Annotated in this window: 22 protein-coding genes and 2 pseudogenes; 15 read left to right on the top strand and 9 right to left on the bottom strand. The window is 69.1% G+C overall.

The genetic code is table 11. The annotated features are described in order from the left end of the window. Positions 1–53 precede the first annotated feature (53 nt). The 3 genes from J4709_RS07810 to J4709_RS07800 all read left to right on the top strand — a co-directional run bounded on the left by J4709_RS07810 (position 54) and on the right by J4709_RS07800 (position 2,200). The gene (locus J4709_RS07810) at positions 54–542 is read left to right on the top strand and encodes a DUF5949 family protein (protein WP_208238592.1); all 489 of its coding nucleotides are present in this window, start codon (positions 54–56) and stop codon (positions 540–542) included. A 376-nt stretch (positions 543–918) separates the two neighbouring features. Next, a complete protein-coding gene (locus J4709_RS07805; RefSeq protein ID WP_208238590.1) occupies positions 919–1,758 on the top strand; it encodes an aldo/keto reductase in 840 nt (279 codons plus the stop codon). Positions 1,759–1,897: 139 nt separating this feature from the next. Beyond that, complete coding sequence (locus tag J4709_RS07800) at positions 1,898–2,200, top strand: STAS domain-containing protein (RefSeq protein WP_269757116.1); 303 nt, start codon at positions 1,898–1,900, stop codon at positions 2,198–2,200. An 8-nt stretch (positions 2,201–2,208) separates the two neighbouring features. Here J4709_RS07800 and J4709_RS07795 read toward each other — a convergent pair whose 3' ends face one another. Next, positions 2,209–2,493: a MerR family transcriptional regulator gene (locus tag J4709_RS07795; protein WP_208239254.1), complete on the bottom strand. Its 285-nt coding sequence runs from the start codon at positions 2,491–2,493 to the stop codon at positions 2,209–2,211. Between the two features lie 738 nt (positions 2,494–3,231). Between J4709_RS07795 and J4709_RS07790 the strand changes: the two genes are divergently transcribed. The 5 genes from J4709_RS07790 to J4709_RS53015 all read left to right on the top strand — a co-directional run bounded on the left by J4709_RS07790 (position 3,232) and on the right by J4709_RS53015 (position 6,773). Next, positions 3,232–3,663 carry an STAS domain-containing protein gene (locus J4709_RS07790; RefSeq protein ID WP_269757115.1) on the top strand — a complete coding sequence of 144 codons (432 nt, stop codon included), beginning with the start codon at positions 3,232–3,234 and terminating at the stop codon, positions 3,661–3,663. 8 nt (positions 3,664–3,671) lie between these two features. Continuing rightward, positions 3,672–4,082, top strand: coding sequence for an STAS domain-containing protein (locus J4709_RS07785; protein ID WP_208238584.1), 411 nt, complete (start codon positions 3,672–3,674; stop codon positions 4,080–4,082). Between the two features lie 377 nt (positions 4,083–4,459). Beyond that, positions 4,460–4,936 carry a LysR substrate-binding domain-containing protein gene (locus J4709_RS55445; protein ID WP_208238582.1) on the top strand — a complete coding sequence of 159 codons (477 nt, stop codon included), beginning with the start codon at positions 4,460–4,462 and terminating at the stop codon, positions 4,934–4,936. A gap of 460 nt (positions 4,937–5,396) precedes the next feature. Then, positions 5,397–5,693, top strand: coding sequence for a VOC family protein (locus J4709_RS07775; RefSeq protein ID WP_208238580.1), 297 nt, complete (start codon positions 5,397–5,399; stop codon positions 5,691–5,693). 495 nt (positions 5,694–6,188) lie between these two features. Beyond that, complete coding sequence (locus J4709_RS53015) at positions 6,189–6,773, top strand: hypothetical protein (protein ID WP_232383166.1); 585 nt, start codon at positions 6,189–6,191, stop codon at positions 6,771–6,773. 42 nt (positions 6,774–6,815) lie between these two features. Here the strand turns inward: J4709_RS53015 and J4709_RS56085 are convergent. Together J4709_RS56085 and J4709_RS07765 are read right to left on the bottom strand one after the other, a co-directional pair. Then, positions 6,816–7,007, bottom strand: a pseudogene (locus tag J4709_RS56085) (IS110 family transposase); the annotation flags it as partial. Positions 7,008–7,734: 727 nt separating this feature from the next. Further along, positions 7,735–9,108, bottom strand: a complete 1,374-nt coding sequence (locus J4709_RS07765; RefSeq protein ID WP_208238576.1) for a serine/threonine-protein kinase — start codon at positions 9,106–9,108, stop codon at positions 7,735–7,737. A 396-nt stretch (positions 9,109–9,504) separates the two neighbouring features. On the opposite strand from J4709_RS07765, the gene J4709_RS07760 reads away from it, so the two are divergent. From J4709_RS07760 to J4709_RS07755, 3 genes are read left to right on the top strand one after another with little or no spacing between them, the layout of a single operon-like run. Continuing rightward, the gene (locus J4709_RS07760) at positions 9,505–10,053 is read left to right on the top strand and encodes a hypothetical protein (protein WP_208238573.1); all 549 of its coding nucleotides are present in this window, start codon (positions 9,505–9,507) and stop codon (positions 10,051–10,053) included. After that, positions 10,050–10,181: a hypothetical protein gene (locus tag J4709_RS54570; protein WP_269757114.1), complete on the top strand. Its 132-nt coding sequence runs from the start codon at positions 10,050–10,052 to the stop codon at positions 10,179–10,181. Before J4709_RS07760 ends, J4709_RS54570 begins: the two co-directional genes overlap by 4 nt. A 20-nt stretch (positions 10,182–10,201) precedes the next feature. After that, entirely contained in the window at positions 10,202–10,471 is a 270-nt protein-coding gene (locus J4709_RS07755) for a hypothetical protein (protein ID WP_208238571.1), read from the top strand. Positions 10,472–11,300: 829 nt separating this feature from the next. Here J4709_RS07755 and J4709_RS07750 read toward each other — a convergent pair. Further along, a complete protein-coding gene (locus J4709_RS07750) occupies positions 11,301–12,053 on the bottom strand; it encodes a DeoR/GlpR family DNA-binding transcription regulator (RefSeq protein ID WP_208238569.1) in 753 nt (250 codons plus the stop codon). A 282-nt stretch (positions 12,054–12,335) separates the two neighbouring features. Between J4709_RS07750 and J4709_RS07745 the strand changes: the two genes are divergently transcribed. Both J4709_RS07745 and J4709_RS07740 read left to right on the top strand, forming a co-directional pair. Next, on the top strand, positions 12,336–13,454 hold the full coding sequence (locus J4709_RS07745) for a glycoside hydrolase family 76 protein (RefSeq protein WP_208238567.1): 1,119 nt from the start codon (positions 12,336–12,338) through the stop codon (positions 13,452–13,454). A 1,307-nt stretch (positions 13,455–14,761) separates the two neighbouring features. Beyond that, positions 14,762–14,878: pseudogene (locus J4709_RS07740) on the top strand (IS5/IS1182 family transposase); the annotation flags it as partial. 287 nt (positions 14,879–15,165) lie between these two features. On the opposite strand, the gene J4709_RS07735 reads toward J4709_RS07740, so the two are convergent. From J4709_RS07735 to fabG, 4 genes are read right to left on the bottom strand one after another with little or no spacing between them, the layout of a single operon-like run. Next, entirely contained in the window at positions 15,166–16,287 is a 1,122-nt protein-coding gene (locus J4709_RS07735; protein ID WP_208238564.1) for a glycosyltransferase family 2 protein, read from the bottom strand. A gap of 39 nt (positions 16,288–16,326) precedes the next feature. Next, a complete protein-coding gene (locus J4709_RS07730) occupies positions 16,327–17,094 on the bottom strand; it encodes a cyclase family protein (RefSeq protein ID WP_208238563.1) in 768 nt (255 codons plus the stop codon). Next, positions 17,091–18,068, bottom strand: coding sequence for an aromatase/cyclase (locus J4709_RS07725; RefSeq protein WP_208238561.1), 978 nt, complete (start codon positions 18,066–18,068; stop codon positions 17,091–17,093). Before J4709_RS07725 ends, J4709_RS07730 begins: the two co-directional genes overlap by 4 nt. Before the next feature lie 20 nt (positions 18,069–18,088). Further along, positions 18,089–18,874 carry a 3-oxoacyl-ACP reductase FabG gene (gene fabG / locus J4709_RS07720; RefSeq protein ID WP_208238559.1) on the bottom strand — a complete coding sequence of 262 codons (786 nt, stop codon included), beginning with the start codon at positions 18,872–18,874 and terminating at the stop codon, positions 18,089–18,091. 192 nt (positions 18,875–19,066) lie between these two features. On the opposite strand from fabG, the gene J4709_RS07715 reads away from it, so the two are divergent. Continuing rightward, on the top strand, positions 19,067–19,501 hold the full coding sequence (locus J4709_RS07715; RefSeq protein ID WP_208238557.1) for a nuclear transport factor 2 family protein: 435 nt from the start codon (positions 19,067–19,069) through the stop codon (positions 19,499–19,501). An 80-nt stretch (positions 19,502–19,581) separates the two neighbouring features. On the opposite strand, the gene J4709_RS07710 is transcribed toward J4709_RS07715, so the two are convergent. After that, positions 19,582–20,316 carry an AfsR/SARP family transcriptional regulator gene (locus J4709_RS07710; RefSeq protein ID WP_208238555.1) on the bottom strand — a complete coding sequence of 245 codons (735 nt, stop codon included), beginning with the start codon at positions 20,314–20,316 and terminating at the stop codon, positions 19,582–19,584. Positions 20,317–20,790: 474 nt separating this feature from the next. Between J4709_RS07710 and J4709_RS07705 the strand changes: the two genes are divergently transcribed. Then, entirely contained in the window at positions 20,791–22,059 is a 1,269-nt protein-coding gene (locus J4709_RS07705) for a beta-ketoacyl-[acyl-carrier-protein] synthase family protein (protein WP_208238554.1), read from the top strand. Positions 22,060–22,185 lie beyond the last annotated feature (126 nt).

Raw genomic sequence — 22,185 nt, 5'->3', positions numbered from 1 at the left:
GCCGTTCACGATAGAGCAGGCCCGACCCCGGCGAGGGCTCATAAGATCAGACGATGTCCCCGAGAGCCAACGACCCTGTAATCGACCCGCGTGAATTCGGTGGGATCGCTCTGACCGGATGGGTCGGCCCGTCCCCCGAAGACAGCGGCGACTACCCGTTCCTGCTGCTCTACACCACCGGCGGCACAGACCGCGGCGTCAGCGCCGCGATTCTCGGTATGGCCGCGCTCCTGAAGGCCCACGGCCTGCACGTCGGGGAGATGCTGCACGCTCCCGACCAGCTCACGACGACGACCGCGCGGGTCGTGGTGAACCCCGGCCATTTCGTCGAGCTCCGCTGGGGCGACGATGAGCACCTGGCCTCGAGCACGCACGTCACCGCCGAATGGGAACACGCCGCTCGATCCCGCCGGGAAGTGCTGCTGACCGCGTGCGTTCGCCCGTTCCGGCGTGGCCCGATGACCGTCGACGCTCGCGAACGGTTCATGGACGAGCGCGAGACCCAGCGCTCGTCCGCGTTCGCGTTCCTGTCGATCGCCTGACCCGGGCCCCTACCCCCGCGCCGCTGTCGAGCCCGTCTGAGGATCTTCAGGTCCACAAGTAAGGAAGCGCTCTGGCGGGCCAATTGCCGCACGGATCACCGCCGAACTGGCCACCGACCGGGAGAAGACCTTTACGGACGTTCCCTGGAGAGAGTTGGACGCACTGGCCGCCGCCGGGCGCGCCGTGCGGATCGTCGCGGGCGTCTTCGAACGCCACGGAGCGGTCATGAGAATGCTGCGGAGCCCTAGGCTGTGGCTCTTCGGTCAATGGCCTCTGTTCTGATCATGGTGAACGGTCGGCCTCGCTGGTGCACCGGGGTCATGGCCAACTGCGCTGTTAACGTTTCCCCTTGAGCGAGGGAGATGAAGAGAGCAGATGGCATCGACCACTTTTCTCATCGGCGGGGATCTGAGTGTGCGGCGGCTCGGGTTCGGAGCCATGCACCTGCCGGCCGAGCCAGCCTCCGACCGCCAGGCATCCCTTGCGGTCGCCCGCCGGGCTGTCGAGTTGGGCGTCACGCTGATCGACACCGCCCACCTGTACGGCGGGGGCGCCAACGAGGAACTCCTCGCTGAGGCCCTGCACCCCTACCCGGACGAGCTTCTCATCACCACCAAGATCGGCGTTGCACGATCGGCCTCCTCAGGCGAGTGGGGACTGGACGGCCGGCCGGCCGTTCTACGCGCTCAGGTCGAACAGGCCCTCCGCCGGCTTCGCGTTGAGCGGATCGAGCTGCTCCAGCTGCACCGCATCGATCCCATGACACCTCTTGCCGACCAGCTCGGCACGCTGCAGGACCTTCAGACCGAAGGCAAGCTCGGCCGCATCGGACTGTCTGAGGTCACCGTCACCGAGCTGGACCAGGCACGCCAGATCATCAACATCGCGAGCGTGCAGAACCGCTACAACCTGCTCGACCGTGAGCACGAGCCCGTGCTCACGGCCTGCGAGGCGGCGGGCATCGCCTTCTTGCCGTGGCGGCCCGTTGCTGCAGGGGCGTCGGGCGCGCAGGCCGAGATCGCCGCCGTGGCGGCCGAGATCGGCGCCACGCCCACTCAGGTCGCGCTCGCCTGGCTTCTCGGCCGTTCGCCGGTCATCCTCCCGATCCCGGGCACCACCCGGATCGACCACCTGGAGGAGAACCTCGCGGCGGCAGACCTCCGTCTCACCCCGGCCCAGCACGAGCGCCTCGACCGGCTGCGCGAGCCGGCGTAGGTCCTCCTTCCTCACGAGCGAAGCCGGATGAGGAGCGCAGCGGCAGTAGCGCTGCCTTGGTAGACGACACTGATGCTGCTGGTGGGCGAGCTGGACATGTCCGGCCAGGACTGGTTCCGCGCCCGAGTGGGCGGGGGCGTTGGCCGACTGTCCCAGGGTCCTGGTGCTGGAGCCGTCCGGGCTGGAGTTGATCGACTGCACCGGCCTGTCGGTCATGATCTGGGCTCGCAAGCAGCTGCGCCGCAAGGGCGCGGTCCTGCAGGTCCGCAACGCGCGGCCGGCCATCGGTCGGGTTCTGGAGTTCGGCGGGCTGACCGACCCCACCGTCCTAGCGGGTGAGCGGGCTGTAGCCGGCGCCCAGGGTGGCTGGAGGATCGGCGCGCCGGCGGGCGCCGGTTCCGATGCCTGCCTGATTGTCCGCCCGATCGACGTCGGCGGCTGAACCCTTGTCTACGCCGGGGCCTGAGGTGGGTTCTGCGGCGGACGATGCTGCTGTAGTTCGGCGTTGATTCGTCTGGCTTCGGCGAGTTGGTCTTCCAGGATGATGATGCGGCAGGCCGCCTCCAGTGCGGTTCCTTCGTCGATCAGGTCGCGGGCGCGTTGCGCCAGGCGGAGCTGGTAGCGGGAGTAGCGGCGGTGCCCGCCGGACGAGCGTTGCGGGACGATCAGCCGGGCGGTGTCCAGGCTGCGGAGGAACGCCGGGGTGACGCCCAGCATCTCGGCGGCGCGGCCCATGCTGTAGGCCGGGTAGTCCTCATCGTCGAACTTGCCCTCGAGGCCGCCGGAGGGGTCCTGCCCGATTGCTTGGGGGTGCTGCTGGTCCTGCCGGTCGCCGGCCCGGGCCGGCTGGGATGCGTTCACTGAACCTTCCGTACTGCCGTTGGTCGGCAGCGACGACAACAGGGGCCCCGGTGCCGGACTGCGGCACCGGGGCCCAGAGGTACAACACCACCTACCGGCTCTGACGAGCCGGTCTTCCGCGCCGGCCGCCCGAACGGGGGCGGGGACGCGGGGATCGCGTATGCGTGACCGTAGACCACCGTCCAATCCGTGGAGCTGCGGTACCCGCGCGGCGTGACTGGAGCCTGCAGCGGGCGATCCCGATGGCGTCGAACCCTCCTTTCCTCGACATCACTACCTGTACTGCGTGTTTCGGTACTGCGTGTTTCCTGCGTTGTGCCGCTCCCGATGTCCCTCTGGGCACCGGGTCGGCCGGCTGCCGGAGCCCCTTGCACTGCGTCGGCCCCGGCACGCCCGGCCGGTGTCATCCATACCTGCCGGCAGTTCGTCCTCTGCCGCTTCTCATGGACTTGTCTCTCTTCGATGACAGGAACAGTACCCATCTCTCCCTCGAAAATCTACCTCGATCACTGCAGAGTTTCGTAGATCACATTGAGTGTTTGTCTTCGTTGATCGCGAGTGGTCCGGTTACGGGCGGGTAGGCAGTCCGGCAACACGGGAGGTGAAGCGGGGATGACACAGACGTCCGCTCCCTCACAAGGGGCACCGCAAGGCCGGTTGCGGATCCGGACCGAACGCGCCCCGGGATGCACGATGGTGCACGTTCACGGAGAGATCGACGTGTTCACCGCCGACGCGCTGCGCGACCAGGCGATCTCGGCGGCGGCGTCGCTCGCCCGCCTGCGGATCGTGCTGGACCTGGACCAGGTGACCTTCTGCGACTCCTCCGGCCTGAACGCCCTGGTCGCGCTCTGGAAGTCGGTCCGCGCCCGCGGCGGGGACCTGGTCGTGGCACGGCCGCCCGAGGTGTGCCGCCGGATCCTGGCCCGCACCGGACTGGACGCCCACATCGGCGTCAGTCCCACCCTCCGGCACGCCCTGCGCCGCATCGCGCAGCCCACCGCGGGGGACGCCGCGATGCCGACCGGCCCGGGGGCGTCATGACGTTGAGCGTGGAAAGCCGATTCCCGCCCGCGGGTGCCGGCCTGGCGATCGTGGCGTTGACCGGTGACCTGGACGTCGCCTCGGCCGCCCAGCTGCGCGGCCACCTGGCCGCTCTGATCGGTGACGGCGCCGACCACCTCATCCTGGACTTCGCCCGCGTCGAGTTCGTCGACTCCAACGGGCTCAGCGTGCTGGCCGGGCTCCACCGCCTCCTGCAACCCTCAGACCGCGCAGATGCCGGCGACCGCACCGTTCACCGAGGCACGACTCACCGAGGCACGATCGCCGTCGCCGCGGTGAACCAGCGCGTCCGCCAGGTCCTGCGGACCACCGGCTTCACCCGGATCATCCCGATCTACCCTTCGGTGGAGACCGCGATCACGGTCCACCAGGCCGGGCCCCACCCGCCCCACCGATAGGCGAGCCATCCGCCGAGGTCACTGCGTCTCGGCTCCGGCCCGCCGGTACCAGATGATCGCCTCATGGCCCGCGCCCTGCGTCACGCAGGGCGCGGGCCATGAGCTCCGAGGCGTCGTTTCGGCCTGATGCGGCGCGGGCCCGCAGCCAGGCCAGGACCTCCTCCACGTGGCCGCGCCAAGCCACGATCTGGAGCGTGTCCGGGAAATTGCCGCCCGTCCCGGCGAGCTCGGAAATCCGCCGCTCCCAGCAGAGCCCCTCCTCAGGAAGGCCGCGAAACCAGACCGGCCCCGCTAGGAGCCATGGTCGGACATCGCCGCCTGCATCTCTTCCCGGATCGAATCCAGCGCGCGTGAGGTGTCGCGGTCCGCTCTAACGTGTGTCATGCGCCGACGTCGGGCTGCTGTACTCGCCGTTCGACGACCTCGACGACCTCGACGACCTCGACGACCTCGACGACCTCGACGGCCTGGCCCACGAGACGCTCCACCTCGAAGACCGCGTGGCCATCGTCCCGTCCGGGCACCGGCTGGCCGGGCGCTCTTCGGTGCGGCTGACCGATCTGGACGGCGAGACGCTGCCGCCCTGGAAGGGCGTGCCCGGCGGCAACGGCACCGGCCCCGAGGCCGCCGACGCACTGCAACTGTTCCACATGGTCACGGTCGGCCGGATGATCGGCGTGCTGCCTCGCTCGCTCGTCGAACCGGTGCCGGACGGCCTGGTCGGCGTCCCGGTGAGCGACGCGCCGCCCAGCCGCCTCGTGCTCGCCTGGAACGAGCGGGACCACAGGCCGCTGGTCGCCTCGTTCGTGGCGGCGGCGCTCAGGCGGCGCCGCCACGTCCCGGACGGGGCTTGACCAGGACGGGCTCGCCTGCCCCGGCCGGGCTCACGGGCTCGGCGCTGGGCCCTCGAACGGCCCGACGAGGCCCCCTCGATCGCGGGTCTCGTGCGTGAAGGTGCTCGGGCAGTGCGCTCATCCCGGGGCCTGCCCGGCGTCGAGCCGCCGGGCACCGAGCAGGCCCGAATCAATGCCTTCAGACTATCGCCGTATACACGATCGATCTTGGACTTCTGTGTCGGGAGAAGCGCATTATCCAGGCATGAACGTCCCGGCGCACGCCGTGCAGGAGCGGTGCTGGCCGGGCTCGGCTTGGCCGTCGTGCGGCGCTCGATATGCCCCGGCCGGGAGTTGACGCCCCGCCTAGGGCCTGTTCCCTGCACCGGCCCGGGACAGGGCGGCAGCCCCGCCGCATCCTCGTGATCGCGGATGGCGTGGAAGCCTTTCCAGGACGTGCGGTCACTCAGGGAGGGACGTCATGCGCAGCATGTTGATCGTGATCTACACGAGCCGGCTGGAGGAGTGCCGCGCGTTCTACGCAGGGCTCGGCCTGCTCCTACGGCCGGAGCGGCACGGCTCCGGCCCGGACCACTTCGCAGCCGTCCTGGAGGACGGCATGGTGCTCGAGTTGTACCCGGCGGGCGCGCGCGAGCCGACCGGCCGTTTGCGGCTCGGGTTCGCCGCGGACGCCGCCGCCTGCGGCTTGGAGCCGGGCCGGCGCGTGCTGCACGATCCGGACGGCCGCGCCGTCGAGGTGACGGTCACCACCGGTTGAGCGAGCAGCCAGGGGCAACAACGGATCTCCATGAACGCTCTGGAAAGTCAACAGAGCGGCCACATCCCGGTCGTGCCTGGTCGGCGGCGCCTTATGCCCTCCGCTCCCAGGTCATGACCGGCTGCGAGGACCTGCAGGAGCCGGCGCGTCCCGCTCATGGTCGCCGACGCGTTCTCCGAGAACACCATCAGGCCAACCGTTTGAGTACTGGTATCGACACCGCCCGCCGCGAATCGACGCTTTCGAGCACTCCTCCTGAAGTGCCGGTTGTTCCGAGTCTCCCGCGAGCCGCTGAAGCCCGACGATCCGCGCAGCGCCGGGGGCTCACGGAGCATAAGCCTCGCTCGGACGCTGATCTGGTCAGCCAGACGATCCCCAACGGCAGTAGGGTCCGTTGCGTGCCCGTGAACCCGAACGATCTGCTCACCGAGGGCGCTGCGATAAGCCTGGCCGGCGAGAACGTCATCGGCTGCGAGACCGACGGGGGCCTCCGTCATGCTCGGCGACGCCGCAACGGTGATCATCGCGGATCCGCTGGGCGGGCTCGGCGTGTGGAACGGCCGTCGGTTCCATCTTCGTGGACCATTGGTTGACGACGTCGGCGTTTGTCTGTTCGGACATCTCCCCGACTCTCCTGAATGGAGTTGGACCCAGCGCCCGGGCGCGCGGCCGGTCCACCTGCTGACCCGACTGCCGGAAGGCTGCCCATACCTGGGAGTCGGCAAGCCGGCGCAGGCCGGCTACGCGAACGGCTGTCTGACCTACGCAACCCTGACGATAGAGCCAGAGCCGACCCCGGAACTCCTGGACCGGGTCAGGCCGCCTGCCGAACACGAGACCTTGCCGAACCTGGACTCGCTCGTGCACATGACCGCGAGTCCGCTGGAAGCGCTGACGCAGTTCGTCGAGGGCCGGATCCCCGAGACTTGCCAAGACCTCGGCGAGTTCGTCGCAGCGCCATGGGATGTTCCCGACCGCTTGCCGTGTTCTATCGGCCGGCCCGCCATCGGCCTGCGCTACTCGGTGTTCAGAACCGCCTGCGGCCTCCCCATACGTGGAGGCAGAGGCACGACGGTCTGATCGCCTTCGGAGATGAGAACCAGGGCGGAGGAAAGTGCCGGTGAGTAGGGCACGCGGCCGGTTGATAGTCCGGGTGCGGTCTTGTATCAGGTCTGCGCGGCGGGCGACTAGGAGCTTCGGTTCGGTGGTGATCTCGTCGGCTGGGCGCATCGGATTCAGGTCTCGACGCATGCGTGCCTGGCGGTCGTCGAGCACCACGCCCGCCGCATCCGGCTTCTGGGCGCTACGGCTCATCCGACCGCCTCGTGGGTGACGCAGGCGGCGCGGAACCTGGTGATGGACCTTGAGGACGCGGGGTGTCGGGCGCGGTTCCTGGTCCGCGACCGCGATGGTGAGTTCCCTGACTTGTTGGACGGTGTCTTGGCCGGTGCGGGTATCCGGGTGGTGTTGACCGGGGTGCGGTTGCCGAGGATGAACGCGGTGATGGAGCGGTGGGTGCAGACCTGCCTGGACCGCACGTTGATCTGGGACCAGCGGCACCTGCTCTACGCCCTCCGCGAGGTTGAGACCTTCTACCGGCATCGGCCTCGTCAGGGCATCGCCAAGGTCCGCCCGCTTACGCCACTGCCTTCACCGATCACCGAACCCGACGAGATCGCCCCAGCTGAACGTCCGAAGAACCCAGTGTCTGGGCGGGACCCTCAACGAGTACGTACATGCCGTTTGACCTGGACGGACGAGGTTTTCGGCAGGGACAATGGCGGTCACTCGTCGTCGACTGCGGCTGGAGCTACGACGCCGCTGAGCGTCTGCTCGCCCGTCAAGCCGTCAGCATGCTCGAAGAACCCCGTCCCGGCATAGACGCGGAGCGTCTTACTCCGGGGTCGGCAATGAACGTGGAGCATCTCGATCCTCCGCGCACATACAGGACAGGTGCGCGATGCGCGCTGCAGTCCGTTCGGTAGGAGCCGGAGGGCTGGTGCATTGCATGGCGCCAGAACAATCGGTGCCGCGTCGTTGATCAGCCGGCGTCCACTTCTAACAGGTACTCCTGTTTCGGTTCGTGCTTCACCGTGAGTAGCACGAACATTTGATGTTTCCCATCACGGCGCTTCACGTATAGCGGGTAGATCGTTCTTCCCTGGGAGGTGAACGGCGTGCCCGGCGGATAGTTGACCGCCGCAACGTCTTTATTCGTTCGCAGCCAGGTGAAAACGTCGTCCCGGACGACGGTCTCAAGTTCGCTGCACAGTTTGGGGCATCCCGTATAGATGCGGCGTGCTTGGTGCGACTTGCCTTTTCGGTCCTGTTTGAAGGTGAATCCGGCAGGTGCTCCCAGGGCCGCCGCTTCGCGTTTGTTGGCTCGGTAGACCAGGTTGTCGCGGACCGTGGTCGTCAGCCATGCGCCGGCACCGGCGAGGACGAGGACCACCGCCGCCGTCGCAGCGATCACGACGGGCATTCTGGGACGGCGTTCGGAGGCGGGTATCGGGTGCGTCGGCGCAGGGGGCGCGCCGTACTGGGGCGGCGTGGGGAGTCCATGCGGTGGCGGCGTGTCCAGATGTGTCGTGGCCGCCGGCGCCTCGATGCGGGTGAGCATCGCGTGCAGAGCGCCGGCGTCAGGGCGCTGAGCGGGCTCCTTGCTGAGCAACGCGGCGACAACGGGCGTCAACGGGCCCGCGGCTCGCGCCGGGCGTGGTTCCTGGGTCGCGACGGCGATGAGGACGGCGCCGGTGCTGGTACCGGTGAAGGGCGGTTGCCCTTCGACCGCGGTGTACAGCGTCGCGCCCAGAGCCCACAGGTCCGTGGCGGCGGTGGTGGTCTGGCCCTGGACCTGCTCGGGTGCCATGAACGCCGGCGTGCCCAGCAGCGCACCCGACGCGGTGAGAACCGTCTCGCCTTCGACGGCGGCGATCCCGAAGTCGGTCAGCAGCGCTCGTTCGCCGTCCAGCAGTACGTTGGCCGGTTTGAGGTCGCGGTGGACGATCCCCGCCTGATGCGCGGTTCGCAGCGCGTCGAGGATCTGCAGGCCGAGCGTCGCGGCTCGTTGCGGCGGGATCGTGCCGTGGTCGGCCAGCAGGTCGGCCAGGGAACGGCCGGGCACTAGCTCCATGATGATGTAGGGCTGCCCGTCCTCGCCGGTCACCAGGTCGTAGACGGTGACGATGCCGGGATGGCGCAGGCGGGCCGCCGCGCGGGCCTCACGGTCCAGGCGTGCCGTCCAAGCCGCCTGCTGCTCGGCGTCCAAGGCAGGAGGCAGGCGCAGCTGCTTTACCGCCACGTCGCGGTCCAGCCGGGTGTCGTGCGCGCGCCAAACCGTCCCCATTCCGCCCTGCCCCAACGGCTCGACCAGCCGATACCGATCAAGCAGTACGCGCCCGAAATCATCCGCCACGGCGAGGACTGTAACCCAAGCAATGCCGCAGAATCAAAGAAACGCTACGCGAATCCAACCCCGCTCCCGCATTGACCAACCCGGAGCACAAGGCCACCATGTCGGCGTTGGCGTTCCCGCGGCAGGGCCTTTCATGCAGGTCATTGCCGGGGCAAGTCAGGAACTGAGGGCTGGTCGCCAACCCGTCGGTGCACGCTTCTTTCGAAGAGCATTGCTCTGTGCGCCAATGAATTTGTGCGCTCAGAGTCAATGGCAGGGGACAGCAGGCCGACGCTGTGCCTGCCGAAAACTACGTCTGTGCAGGTGAGAGGCGCAGGGGGTGGGTTCCGACGCGGGGCTTGATCAGTAGCAAGGACAGGCCGCGGCGAGGTGGTTGCCGCGGGATGATGGGCGGCTGTGCTGTTGCGACTGGCCTACTTGGCCGTGACCAGTGCGTTCGCGGTGCTGCGTCTGCTTCCAATGACCGATCGGGACAAGGACACCGAGATCCTGGTGTTGCGGCACCGGACCGCCGTGCTGGAGCGCCGGCTTGCCGGAAAGCGGGTGCGATTCACTACGGCGGACCGGGCGTTTGTGGCGGCGCTACTGCACCGGTTGCCTTCCGGGGTGCTGTGGCGGATGCGGCTGCTGGTGCTGCGTCTGGTGCGGGAGAACCCGGGCTGGGATTACCGGCGGGTGCACGGCGAACTTATGGTGCTCGGTGTGAAGGTCGCGGCCTCCACCGGAGGGGATCCTCAACGACGCTGGTATCGACCGGCACCCGAGCGTTCCGCCAACACCTGGGCTGGGCTTCTGCGGTCGCAGGCCGAGGCGCTGCTGGCGTGTGGCTTCCTGGAGATCGTGACCCTCACCGGTGCGCGGATTTACGTGCTGGCGGTCATCGAGCACCACACCTGCCACATCCGGGTTCTGGGGCCACCGCCCACCCGACCGCAGCTTGGGTGAGCAAGGCGGCGCGGAACCTGGTCATGGACCTTCAGGACGCCGGCTGCCGGGCACGGTTCCTGATCCGCGACCGGGACGGCAAGTTCCCTGAGCTGTTCTGGCAGATGCCGGCATCCAGGCGGTGCTGACCGGGGTGCGGGTGCCGAGGATGAACGCGGTGATGGGGCGGTGGGTGCAGACCTGCCGTCGCGGGCTCCTGGACCGCACGTTGATCTGGAACCAGCGGCACCTGCTCCACGCCCTCCGCGAGTTCGAGACCTTCTACGACCAGCATCGCCCGCATCAGGGCATCGCCAACGCCCGCCCGTTGAAGCCTCTGCCTCCACCGATCACCGAAACAGACCAGATCGCCCGCCTGAACTATCGAAGAAGGCAACGTCCGGGCGGAATCCTCAATGAGTATGAACATGCCGCTTGACCTGAGCGGACGAGGTTTTCGGCAGGGACAGGGGCGGGCGGGGCCGCCCGGGCGTACTCGGTCATGACGTCGGCGACGGGCCACTGGCACTCAGTGCTTGTGGAGCTGCTGCATGTTCGAGCGGGTCCGGCGGGGCTGCTTGCGGACGTCAGTGGCGTACTCCACCGCGGCTTCGATGCCGCGGTCGCCGCCGCGGCGGCCCCACCGCCGGTCATGGCCTGACTGCGCCGTGTCCGGTGTTGCCGGACACGGAAGGGGCGGCGGCCGGAGATGGAAGTCATGGCGTCCTCAAGCGGAGCCCTACGCACACCGCGGGACGGCACGGAACCGGGGGCCTGAAAGTAACGGATCGCGTACTGCCACGTCCACCTCGTCAGCACAAACCGCTCCCCGCCCGGCGGCTTGGTTATAGCTGATTCCGCCGGAGCTGGACGATCCGGCGGAATAATCAGTGTCACCGCATGCTCACGACGTATTCGTTCGCGGCTCAACGGGCAGCGTGCGTATGGAACTGGCCGGCACCCGAGCGACCCTGGCGGTCGGGCTGGACGACCGCGTCCCGCTCACCTCGGCCGAACCGGGGGCACCGTCCCTCCCGGCCCCCATGGCCGACGTTCATGGAACGCTTCGCCTCCGCCTACCGAGCGGAGATCCACGGCTTCCTGCGCGCCGTACAGAACAACGGCCTCAGCCCCTGCTCGCGCCAAGACGCGCTCCACGCCCTCATCGCGGCGACGTGGCACAACAGTCCCTCACCGACGACCGCCCGGTCCGGCTCCCAAAAAGCGACGTCTGAACAGCCGCAGCGGTTCAGCGGACGCCGAGCACCTCACACCTCCAGCACCTGCACTCCGGCATCCGCGAGGACCGCCCCCGTGTCCGGATCGACCGGAGCGTTCGTGATGACCACGTCCAGGTCGGTGGCATCGCAGACCTTCGCCATGCCGGTGCCCGGAAACTTGCCGGCGTCGGCGACGAGGACCACCTGCCCGCAGGCCGCGATCATGGCTCGTTTGACCGGCACCTCGACCACCGTCGTGTCCATGACGGTTCCGGTCGGCCGTATCCCGCTGGTGCCGAGGACGAGCCGGTCCGCATGGATCTGCCGCAGGTTGTCCTCCGTCAGGTAGCCCACCAGCGACCGGTAGTCGCGGCGCAGCATGCCGCCGAGAACGACGAGTTGGACGTGCTGGTCGTCGGCCAGCGTCTCGACCACCGGGAGGCTGCTGGTGACGACCGTCAGCGCCCGGCCCCGCAGGTGCCGCGCCACCAGGTGCGCGGTCGTGCCGATGTCGAGCAGCACGGTCTCGCCGTCCTGGATCAGCTCGGCGCAGCGCAGCGCGACGGCGTCCTTCTCGGCGGGCCGGACCTCGGCGACGTCCGTGAAGGGGTCGTCATGGCCCTCGACCGGCATCGCACCGCCGTGCACCCGTTTGAGCAGGCCCTCCTCGTCGAGCTTCTGCAGATCGCGGCGTATGGTGGCGAGGCTCGCCGCCAAGCGCTCGGCCAGCGTCTCCACCGTCACCGGCCCTTCGGAGCGCAGGACGCGGAGGATCAGCTCATGGCGTCGGTCCCGGAGCATGCGTCGACCGTACTCGCGCAAGACCGATCACCACCAGACATTCTCCGTCACGCTCCTGCGCGTCGGCTCTCGTGGGCGCACGAGTCGACGCGCGCTCCTCACTTGCCCGCCGTAGCGGCGAACCAGCCGAAGCCTCCGACAATTTCAAGCAAGAGCACTCACGTATGTGAACGATCCTGACGACTCTTGCGTGCCTCGTCTCGCCCGGGGCACAATTCAGCGCACTGCCCGCCCGGGCGGAGGCCGTGGGCTGGGACGCCTCGTTGCCATGGAGGGTGCGCGATGACCGGACTGAAGCGACGGATGGGAAAGGGTCTGGTCTCTCTCGTGGCGGGCGCCGTGCTGGCGCTCGCCGTGGGCACGTCCGCCGCAAGCGCGGACGCGGGCAGGACCGCGCGGGCCCGTGCCACATCGGCCGTCGACGCGATGATGGGGTTCTACGACCAGGCGAGTGGACGCTGGCAGCCCGAGAGCCCCTGGTGGCAGTCGGGCAACGCGCTCCAGGCGCTCCTCGACTACATGGCGCGGACCCGCTCGACCCGCTACCTGCCCGAGGTGAAGAACACCATCGAGCTTCAGCGCAAGCCGTTGCCCTGGTGGCCGCAGGGCGGCGGCGAGTTCCGCGCGGACTCCACCGACGACACCGGCTGGTGGGCACTGGCGATGGTCCGCATGTACGACCTCACCCGCGACACCAGGTACCTGAAGATCGCCGAGACCGATGAGGCGTACATGCGCCAGTACTGGGACGACACCTGCGGCGGCGGCATCTGGTGGGACCTGCCCGGGAAGACCTACAAGAACGCCATCAGCAACGAGCTCTACCTCAAACTGGCCGCCTCCCTGCACAACCGGATCCCGCGCGACACCAAGTACCTCGCCCACGCGCGCCAGGCCTGGCGCTGGTTCGCCCGCAGCGGGATGATCAACGGATCCCACCTGGTCAACGACGGCCTGGCGACGCAGAGCGGAAACTGCGGCAACAACGGCGGCACCACCTGGACGTACAACCAGGGCGTGATCCTGGGCGGCCTGACGGAGCTGCACCGCGCCACCCGCGACCCGTCCCTGCTCGCCACCGCCCGGCGGATCGCCGACGCCGTGACCACCGACCCGGACCTGTCACCGCGCGGAATCCTCACCGAACCCTGCGAGGCCGCCGCCACGTGCAACTCCGACCAGGCGGCGTTCAAGGGCATCTTCGCGCGGAACCTCGCCGAACTCGACCGCGCGCTCCCCGGCCACCCGTACCGGAACTACCTGACGGCCCAGGCCCGCTCCGCCTTCGCCTACGACCGGAACAACGCCGACCAGTACGGCCTGCGCTGGACGGGCCCGTTCGACCAGGCCGACATCGCCCGCCAGGATTCCGCCGTAAGCCTTCTCACCGCCGTCCTGTAACCACCGAGCGAACGGACTCGCCCGCCCACGACGACGTCGCCACATCCGCCACGCCATGTGAACACCGGCCGGCGGATGTGGCGATGGCGTGCAGGCGCCCGCGCTGGTCAGCAGCCCGTCGATGAGCTGTGCAAAGGTCTCGCGATGGGCGCGACGGTGTCCGCGGTCGGCCAGGTACTGCATGGTGATCACGACGAACCCGCGCGTGAGCCACTGCCGCGCCCCCTGGCAACGCGTCGCGATCAGCCGAATCCCGTCGCATCCGGTTGTCGAATCGGCTTCCCTTGGAGATGGGCCAGGCCACCTCCATCACCACGCTGCGCGCCCCAGGCCCCTCGCCGGCCGGAGTGATGGCCGAGGCCCCCAGGCCTGAGAGGCGGAACGATCGCTCCTGCATGTCTCCGTCATCGCCCCGGCGGGGCGACGGCGCCGTCTCCTCGAGGGCGCTGAACTTCGACCCGTTTTCGGCCCGATAACTTGCCAGGCCCGTGGAGAGGGAGCTTGCTCCGTCGTGCCGAGCGCGCTAGGCCCAGCCGGCTCGCTCGGCAGGTACAGGTGCGGCGTTGCTCTCCCGACTCGAACTCACTCAACCTCTTCGCGCTGACCGGGATACCAGCGGATGCGCCGCTGGGACTGATGGCGGATGAACTGGCTACTCGCGGCCGGACGTGGACCTGTCGCTCGCGGCGACGGCGCTGGGGCCCGGGTCGTCCGGCCTCGGGCTCCGACGGTGCTCCGGATCGGGTGATGATCATTGGGGAGAGGTGGGGACCGGACGTGTGAACACCCGGTGGGTCGGACCGAGCCGGCGTCGGTCTTTCTGTAGAAACATCCTGAAATTTGGCGGCGGAGGCCGCTGCAGGGTCAGTCGCCCTTGGTTCGTGTCGATGGAGTGGACTGCCGGACTACACCGCCCAAGAACTACCGGTACTCGGTGAGCAATGCAGGTGATCATTGACGCCAGCCCCCGGCCGGCGGTCGCGGTCGGCGGGACCGGTGCAGCAGCCACGCGAGCAGTGCTCGATCCTGGCCGAGGAACCGCACCCCCGCCCCATCCGGCGGGGGCTCCAGCACCGTGATCTGATGTCGCAGCACCAAGATCTCGGTGTCCATCTCCCTGTCGGTCATAGGAAGCAGACACCGCGCCGCGAACGTGTCCGCCACGGTCAAGCAGGCCAGTGGCGACAGCACAACTGCCCATCATCCCGAGGCGAGGACGGTGTCGTGGCCCGTCCCGCGACAGTTGTCGGCCCTATAGCGTGTGCTCCGGAACAGGGACGGGACCGACTTTCAGACTGCGGGGCCCCTGGCTGGCCGGCTGCCGCCGACTACACCGCCGCTACGAACGCAAACCCGAGCACTTCCTAGCCTTCGTCGGCATCGCCGCCGCCCTGATCTCCTACCGCAGCCGCCTTACCAAATGAAACGACGTCTAAGACGGCGGAAAGGCGAGTCCAGGGGAAGCTGTTCCTGCATGGCGGTCGGCGGCGTGAAGGTGCAGCTTGCACCGCTCTTCGACCTGGACGAGCGCCTTGCGGTCGGGGATGGAAATAGCAGGAGGCCCGGCGGCCGCAGTGTCCTGCATCGCGTTGAGCAGGGCCCGGGTGCGGAAGTCGGAGGAGACGCATGACGGCACCGTCGGATATCAGAACTCTCTAATCGCTGCCCGTCAGGCTTGCCCGAAAGGGCGGTCCGAAATCCGGGCGTGAGGTCATCCGATGCGTTCCATGACGATGTACAAGGGGCGTTGTTTGACCTCGTTGTAGATCCGCGCGATGTAGGCGCCGACCATGCCGACCGTGGTCAGCTGGGCCCCGCTGGCCAGGAGCAGGACGGAGATGGTGGAAGCCCAGCCGACCGGGGTCGCGGGGATGCTCAGCCGGGCGATCAGGACCCCGCCCAGCATCAGGGTTCCGGCGAGGGCGGTGATGATGCCGAGGGACGACACGAGCCGCAGCGGGACGCTGGAGAACCCGAGCAGCCCGTCGGTGGCGAGCTTGAGCAGTCTGTGCAGCGTGTACTGCGACTCCCCGGAGGGGCGTGCCGCGCGGTCGTACTCGATGCTCGTCTGCCGGAAGCCGGACCAGCTCCGCAGGCCGCGCAGGAACCTCCCGCGCTCGGGCATTTCGCGCAGCACCGCCACCACCCTGCGGTCCACGAGTGAGAAGTCGCCGCTCGCCAGGGGGACCTCCACGTCCGCGAGGTAGCGGAACACGCGGTAGAACAGGGAGTACGCGAAGCGCTTGTGCAGGCCCTCCTTCCTGTTGCGCCGGACCATGTAGACGACGTCATGTCCGGCCCGCCACCGCTCGACCAGCTCGGGGATCAGCTCCGGCGGATCCTGAAGGTCGGCGTCCAGCATGACGACACCCGAGCCGCCCGCCTCGTCCAGCCCGGCGCTCAGCGCCGCCTGCTGGCCGAAGTTGCGCGACAGCCGGATCAGCCGCACTCCCGGGTCGAGCTCGCACAGTTCGCGGATGACCTCCACCGACTCGTCCGCGCTGCCGTCGTCGACGAAGAGGATCTCGGCGGCGCCGATCGGGGCGAGCACCCGGCGGAGCCGCGAGTGCAGCTCGCGCAGCGTGGTGGCGTTGTTGAAGACCGGTACGACGACCGACAGCAGCAGGGCCGCACCGTCGGCGTCGTCCGGGCCGCCCCGCGTCGCGAGGCCGGCACGGTGGTGCAGCATGCGGGTGATGCAGTCCGTCGGGAGTCCGGCGGCGCGGGAGGCGGTGCGCAGGTCGGTGCGCCCCAGCAGGTAGTCGCCCAGGGCGAGCGCGCGGTAGACGATCGGCACGTTCTCGGTCCGCTGTGCTTCGGCATCGGTGCGCATGCCGCTCTCCCTCGTTCAGCTGGAACCTCATGGGGGACGTCAGTGGAGGACGGCTACGGCGCGCGCCCAACCCGCTCCGGCGCGAGCGATGCTCACCGGGAAGCAGATGACGGTGAAACCGGAGTCGGGGAGCGCGTCCAGGTTCGCCAGGCGCTCGATCTGGCAGTACTCGCGCTCGCGTCCCGCGAAGTGGGCTGGCCAGAGCAGGTCGCGGTCGCCGGTCCGGGCGAAGTCGTCCATGATGCGGGGGAACGGCGCGTCGAGGCTGAAGGCGTCGGTTCCGATGACCTTGACCCCGTGGTCGAGCAGGTAGTGCACCGCCGAGCCGTCGAGGCCCGTGAAGTCGGTGAAGTAGCGCCGGGTGCCGCCCCACTCCTGCGCCCCGGTGCGCAGCAGCACGATGTCGAGCGGGCTGAGAAAGTGGCCGACGCGCCGCAGCTCCGCGTGGATGAAGTCCGCGTCCACGCTGCCGACGCCCGCGGACGTCAGGTCCAGCACCACTCCCGGCTGGTGGAACCACTCCAGCGGCATCTGGTCGATGGTCCTCGGACGGCCGTAGGCCGCGGTCGAACCGTAGTGGGCCGGCGCGTCGACATGGGTTCCGGTGTGGACGGTCAGGGTGAGGGTGTCGTTGTTGAGGAACTCGCCGCCGGGCAGATCCGCGATGTCGAGCGAGAGGCCGAAGTGCCGCCGCATCTCCGCGATCATGTGCTCGCCGCCCTCGGCGGGGGTCATGATCGTGTGCTCGATCGGGTCCGGCTCCCACGACTCGGCGTCCACGGGGGAGGACAGGTCGATCAGCTTCACGCGAGGCTCCCCTCCGCCGCGGTCCCGCGGACCGGCGCCTCGGCGTGGGCCTTCGCGTGCCGCAGGGTCACCGTGCTGTTGCCGCCGAGCGCCTTGCGGACGAACTCCCGCGCGGTGGCGATCGTCGCGTCCGGCCCGAGGACGTCCCGCACGCGGTCGGGGGCCAGCAGCACCGTGTGCCGCGCGGTGGCCACCGTCCCGCCGGCGGGGCCCGCGGTCAGGTGCCAGCTCCCGGTGTGCGCGGTCATCAGGGCGGGCGTCACCATCTGCTTGTAGACGATCCGGTCGGGCGGCAGGCAGACCCGCACCGACTCGGTGGTGTGCACCGAGCCGTCCGCGGTCCGGGTGTCCATGGCCATGCGCTGGACGCCGTCCGTGCTCTCGGTGAGCTCCAGCCGGCTCACGTGCGGGATGCGCCGGGGCCACTCGGCCGCGCGGTACAGGAAGTCGTAGACGTCCTCCGGACCGGCCGCGACCGTCACGGAGTCCTCGAACGACAGCAGCAGCTCGCCGAGCCGCCCGGACATCTCGGCGGCCCGCTTGAGCTTGGCGAGCTCCTGGCCGCTGTTGCCGTCGACGGCCCGGCCGATCCACTCGGCGGAGCGCGGGTCGTCGTCGATCGCGCCGTAGGTGTGCAGCAGCGTCACCCGGGACCGCGCCGAGTCCAGGGGGGTGATCCGCCATTCGCCGCGCATGAACGCCACCGGGGAAGCGGTGACCTCCTGCCGGAACTTCACGCTCATCGCGTCGGGGGCGTGGACGCGGCGGGAGGTCCAGCACTTCACCTCGTCGTTCGCGGTCGCCCAGATCCGGATGCGTTCCTCGGCGCCATCGCTGTCCAGCAGGTCGACGTGGACGGTCGGGGGGAAGTGGACCGGCCAGTCGACCGCCGTGGCAACGATGCGGTAGACGTCCTCGGCCGGCGCGTCGACCGTGATGGCGTGTTCCGCCGAGCGGGGGCGCGGTTCCGTCATGTCGCTGGCTCCGTTTCGCATCAGTAGTTGCCGAGCCCGCCGCAGACGTTCAGCGCCTGGGCGGTGATGGACGCCGCGGTGTCCGTGACGAGGTAGCCGACGATCCCCGCGACCTCGTCCGGGGTGGAGTAACGGCCGAGCGGGATCTTCGCCTGGAAGCGTTCGAGGACGGCCGCCTCGGAGGTGTCCCACGCGGCCGCGTAGCCCTGGCGCACCCGCTCCGCCATCGGCGTCTCGACGTAACCCGGGCATACCGCGTTCACCGTGACGCCCGTCTTGGCCAGCTCCAGCCCGAGCGCCTTGGTGAAGCCCACGACGCCATGCTTGGAGGCCGAGTAGGGGGCGCCGAGCACCACGCCCTGCTTCCCCCCGGTCGAGGCGATGTTGACGATCCGGCCCCAGCTCCGCTCGAGCATCCCGGAGTTGACGAGGACCTCGCGGCTCATCCGAAACACGCTGTTGAGGTTGGTGTCGATGACGTCGGACCACAGCTCGTCGGTTATCCGCGCGGTGACTCCGCCACCGCTGCGCCCGGCATTGTTCACCAGGATGTCAACTCCGCCGAACTCGTCCACGGCGGCCTTGACGAGGTGGGTGACATGCTCGGCGTTCCGGACGTCCGCCGTGACTCCGGCGACCTTGGAACCGGCGTTTCGCAGTTCCTTCAATACGCGTTCCAGGGCGTCTCCGCCGCGCGCGCATATGAAGACCCGCATTCCGTCCGCGGCCAATCGCCGTGCGATCGCCAATCCGATTCCACTGGTCGCGCCGGTGATCAGAGCGGTCCGGTCGGATTCTTCGCCCATTCGTCCTCCTCGTCTCCGTTCATGCGGCCGTGACGGCTCGTCTTCGGGGCTCGTGAATATGGTCTCAACGGCACCTTGAAACGGGGTTGAAAAGACCCGGAGTCGCTCTCGACCGAGCATCAAGGCGTGTTCGAGCGGTCACTGTCAGAGTTGGTGCGGTGGACGTCACTCATTCGTAATGGAGGATGGTCGATGACCGAGACGGAGACGAATGACACCGTCGGTCTGGGTGCGCGCGTGCGGCAGTTCTACGCCGTTCAGATGAGGCTGCTCGATTCCGGGGAGGCCGAGGCGTGGGCCGACACCTTCACCGAGGACGCGGTATTCGAGGCCAACGCGCACAAGCAGCCCACGCGCGGCCGCCGGGCCATCGCCGCGGCAGCCCGCGCCGCGGCCGCCGAGTTGCGGGCAGCAGGCACGACGCGGCGTCACTGGCTCGGCATGTGCGATGTGGCCCCGGAGGAGGACGGCACCGTCCGGGTGTACAGCTACGCCCTGATCATCGAGACCCCGGCCGGCGGTCCGTCGGTGGTCCGCATGTCCACCACGTGTGAGGACCTGCTCGTGGACGACGGCGGGCTGCGGGTGCGGCACCGTATCGTCGCACGTGACGACATCGTGCCGTGAGGCCCAGGCCGGGCGCGTTCGGGGGATCCACCGGAACGCGCCCGGCCCTGGGCGGCGGGTCGGGCGCCGGTCAGGCGGCCTCAGGACACCTCGTCGAGGTGCGACGCCGACGCGAGGATCGAGCGGTGCAGTTGCTGGAGCCGGGGCGAGGGGTCGATGCCCAGCTCGTTCACGAGCGCCGACCGCAGCCGCTGGTAGACGTCCAGGGCCTGATGCCTCCGGCCGGACCGGTAGAGCGCGAGCATGTACTTTTCGTGGAGGCCCTCGTGAAAGGAGTGCTGCCCCACCAGTGCGGCGAGCTCGCCCAGCAACTGGTGGTGGCGGCCCAGCCTGAGGTCGGCGGAGATCCGGCCCTCCAACGTGCTCAGCCGATCCTCGGTGAGGCGTGTGATCTCGGTTTCCAGGAGGCGGCCGGCGGGGACGTCCGCCAGCGGCGGACCGCTCCAGAGTGTGAGCGCCTCCTCGAAGTGAGCCACGGCCCGTTTCACGTCGCCGCTCTCCAGGGCCCTGTGCCCGGTGCTCACAAGTTCATCGTAAACGTGCAGGTCGATGGTCCCCAGAGGGGCCGAGAGCATGTAGCCGTTGGTGTGCGTCGTCAGGATGTCCTGGGCGATCTTCGGGAGCGACATTCCCCAGATGCGGCCGAGCGCCTTGCGCAGGTGCAGCACGTAGGTCTGCAGCGTGGTCACGGCGCTCTTGGGGGGCCGGTCGCCCCACAGTTCGGTCATGAGGGAACTCGTGGAGACGATCTTGTTCGCGTTCAGCAGCAGCAGCGCGAGGATCTTGCGGGGCTTCGGGGCGAGTTGAGGGCTCACACTTCCCACTGGTGCTACGGATATCGGTCCGAGGACGCGGAATTCCACACTACCTCCGGGTGGACGGAAACGGAGAAACCCTTCGAGCGGCGAAGGCGGCGTTGCCGACGGGTCTTTGGCGGGGGGAGCCGGCACCCCTGACTCGCTCGCGATCCAACCCGTGTAGTTGTATGTCAGCGCCGTGTGGATATGAACACCGGCGGGTGGTCAGCTTGGTAAACTTGGTCAGCATTGTCAAGTAGGGTCATCCCGAATGGTAAAGCGCCGGCCCGTCCGGGGTGCCGCGCGCATGTAGTCGCGCATCGGCGAGCGCGGCCCGCCGCGGTCGCCGACGTCGCCGACATGGACGGGATGACCTCGTCCCTCCGGCCGAAGAATTCGCCCGGTCCGGCGCGGCCGCTTATTCGAGCACCTCTCAAGGGCCTTTCGAGTCGCGTCTGGGCATCCTACTCCGGACCGCATGGAGGGATATTGATGGCCAAAGCTATTGCAATAACCGGAATTGGGGTCCGTGCGCCCGGCGGGATCGGTGTGAAGGCATTCTGGGAGCTGCTCACCTCCGGCCGCACCGCGACCCGTGCGATGTCCTTCTTCGATCCGGCCCCGTTCCGCTCCCGCGTCGCGGCGGAGTGCGATTTCGATCCGGTCGCCGAGGGGTTCACTCCCCGGGAGGTCCGGCGCATGGACCGGGCGGCGCTCCTGGGCGTCGCCGCCGCCCGGGAGGCGTTCGCCGACAGCGGGCTGGCGGCGGGCGCGGTCGCTCCGGGCCGGGTCGCGGTCACGGTGGGCAGCGCCGTCGGGTGCACCATGGGGTTGGAGGAGGAGTACGCCACCGTCAGCGACGGCGGCCGCTCCTGGCTGGTCGACCATACCTACGCCGTGCCCCACCTGTACGGATACTTCGTCCCGAGCTCGCTGGCCGCCGAGGTGGCCTGGGCCGTGGAGGCGGAGGGACCCGTGTCGGTCGTCTCCACCGGGTGCACCTCCGGCCTGGACGCCGTGGGCTACGCGTGCGCGCTGCTCGCCGAGGGCTCCGCGGAGATCGCGGTGGCGGGCGCGACCGACGCGCCGATCTCCCCGATCACCGTGGCCTGCTTCGATGCCATCAAGGCCACCACCGCGCGCAACGACGATCCGGAGCACGCGTCCAGGCCGTTCGACCGGAGCCGCGACGGGTTCGTGCTCGGTGAGGGGAGCGCGTTCTTCGTGCTGGAGCCGCTCGAGGCGGCGCTGCGCCGCAGGGCGCACGTGTACGCCGCCATCCGCGGGTTCGCGTCCAGGTCGAATGCCTTCCACATGACCGGACTGCGGCCGGACGGCCGGGAGATGGCCGCAGCGATCACGGCGGCGCTCGACCGGGCGCGGCTGGCGCCCGCCGACATCGACTATGTCAACGCGCACGGATCGGGGACGCGGCAGAACGACCGGCACGAGACGGCCGCGGTCAGACGCAGTCTCGGCCACCATGCCCGGCGCGTCCCGGTCAGCTCCATCAAGTCGATGATCGGCCACTCCCTCGGGGCCATCGGTTCGATCGAGATCGCCGCATGCGCGCTGGCGATCGAGCACGATGTCATCCCGCCGACCGCCAACCTGCGGGAGCCGGATCCCGAATGCGAACTGGACTACGTGCCCCTGGTCGCCCGCGAGCAGCGGACCGACACGGTGCTGACGGTCGGAAGCGGGTTCGGCGGCTTCCAGAGCGCCATGGTGCTGACCGGTCCCGACGCGGTGCCGCGATGAGCGGCGCGGCGGGCGGCGCGGTGAGCGGCGCGGCGGGCGGCGCCGATCGGACGGGCGGCGTGTAGGGCGGGTGGGAGGAGCTGAGGGTAGTTCTCCGTGGTGGCCTGCTTCTTCAAGCATAGAGTC

It is taken from the genome of Actinomadura violacea (genome assembly GCF_017573465.1).
In the GTDB taxonomy this organism is placed as follows: domain Bacteria; phylum Actinomycetota; class Actinomycetes; order Streptosporangiales; family Streptosporangiaceae; genus Spirillospora; species Spirillospora violacea.
The sequence above is the reverse complement of the archived record's forward strand: the minus strand, read 5'-3'. Positions and strand labels throughout refer to the sequence as shown.